This window comes from Mycobacterium sp. MUNTM1 (assembly GCF_054660795.1).
The window spans coordinates 1-2129 of sequence record NZ_BAAGDE010000125.1; the positions used below are offsets into that span (position 1 = coordinate 1).

Annotated in this window: 1 protein-coding gene; it reads left to right on the forward strand. The window is 67.8% G+C overall.

Annotated elements, in window-relative coordinates; genetic code table 11:
• Positions 1-2129: condensation domain-containing protein (locus ACYQ8K_RS29980; protein WP_459974987.1), on the forward strand; the 2129-nt coding region annotated here is incomplete at both ends.

Consider the following 2129-nt stretch of genomic DNA (forward strand, 5'->3'; position numbering starts at 1 on the left):
CCGTACGGGGCGCCGGGTGCGCGGATGTATCGCACGGGTGACCTGGTGCGCTGGGGAGCCGACGGGCAGCTGCAGTATCTGGGCCGGGCTGACGAGCAGGTCAAGGTGCGTGGATATCGCATCGAACTCGGCGAGATCCAGGCCGCCCTCGCCTCGCTGCACGGGGTCGAGCACGCGGCGGTGATCGCCCGTGAAGATCGTGTCGGCGAGAGGCGTCTCGTCGGCTATGTGACTGGAGCCGCTGATCCGACCGACATTCGGGCCCGGTTGGGTCAGCGGCTCCCCACTTACATGGTGCCCACGGCGGTGGTGGTGCTCGATGCGCTGCCGCTGACGGTCAACGGCAAGCTGGACACCCGTGCGCTGCCGGCGCCGGAATACTCCGACGCCGACCGTTACCGGGCGCCGGTGAGCGCGGTCGAGGAGATCCTGGCCGGCATTTACGCCCAGGTTCTGGGTGTCGAGCGGGTCGGTGTCGACGACTCCTTCTTCGACCTCGGCGGCGATTCGCTGTCGGCGATGCGCCTGATCGCAGCGGTGAATACCGCACTGGATGCCGGGGTTTCGGTGCGGGTGCTGTTCGAGGCGCCCGCGGTGGCCCAATTGGCGCTGCGGCTCGGCGACGGCAGTGTGCGGAGTGCCCGGGTGCTGGCGGGTCCACGACCGGCGTCGGTGCCGTTGTCGTTTGCGCAGTCCCGGTTGTGGTTCATCGACCAGTTGCAGGGGCCCTCGCCGATGTACAACATGCCGGCGGCGCTGCGCCTGCGCGGGCGATTGGACGTGCGGGCCCTGCACGCTGCGCTGCTCGATGTGGTGACGCGCCACGAGAGCTTGCGCACGGTGCTCGCCGTCTGCGACGGAACACCACGACAGGTGGTGATACCCGCGGAGCGGGTGGACGTCGGGTGGGACGTAGTTGATACCGCCGGTTGGTCACCGGCACGGATAAAGGAGGCTGTTGATGCCGCGGCAAGTCACGCATTTGACCTCGCAACCGAAATACCCATACAAGCAAAGCTATTCCGTTGCGGCGATGACGAGCATGTGTTGGTGGCGGTGGTCCATCATATTGCTGCGGATGCTTGGTCGCTGAATCCGCTGGTGCGCGACCTGGGCCTCGCGTACGCCGCCCGGTGTGACGGCCGTGCGCCGGAGTGGGAGCCGCTGGCGGTGCAGTACGTGGATTACACGTTGTGGCAGCGGGCCCAATTCGGTGATCTGGACGATCCGGCCAGCCCGATCGCCGGGCAGCTTGAGTATTGGCTGCGCGAGTTGGCGGGATTGCCCGAACATGTTGAGCTGCCGACGGATCGGCCGTATCCGTTGGTGGCCGATTACCGCGGGGCCAGTGTGGACATCGACTGGCCGGCGCAGTTGCAGCAGCGGGTGCGGGAGGTGGCGCGGGCGCACAACGCCACCGAGTTCATGGTGGTGCAGGCGGCGTTGGCGGTGCTGCTGGCCAAGCTCAGCGCGAGTTCTGATGTGGTGGTGGGCTTTCCGATCGCGGGGCGGCGCGATCCCGCGCTGGACGACGTGGTGGGCTTCTTCGTCAACACCCTGGTGCTGCGCGTCGATCTGAGCGGTAACCCCAGCGTCGCCGAACTGCTGGGCCGGGTGCGCCAGCGCAGCCTGGCCGCCTACGAACACCAGGACGTCCCGTTCGAGGTGCTGGTGGAACGGCTCAACCCCACCCGCTCGCTGGCGCATCACCCGCTGGTGCAGGTGATGCTGGCCTGGCAGGGCAACGACCCCGCGGAGCTGAATCTCGGCGACTTGCACGTCACCGCCGAGCCGGTTGAAACCCGCACCGCCCGCATGGATTTGACGTTCTCGATGTTCGCTCGGTGGAGCGATGACGGCACGCCGGCGGGGATCGGCGGGACGGTCGAGTTTCGCACCGACGTGTTCGACGCCGACAGCATCCGCACCCTGATCGAACGGCTGCGGCGGGTGTTGGTCGCCGTGACCGAGGACCCGACCCGGCGGCTCTCGTCGATCGATGTGGTCGACAACGCCGAGCACGAACGGCTGAGCGCGTTCGGTAATCGGCGGGCGTTGGGGTGTTCGTTGGTGCCGGTGTCGGTGGTGGGGTTGTTTGGTGGGCAGGTGGGGCGGTCGCCGGGTGCGGT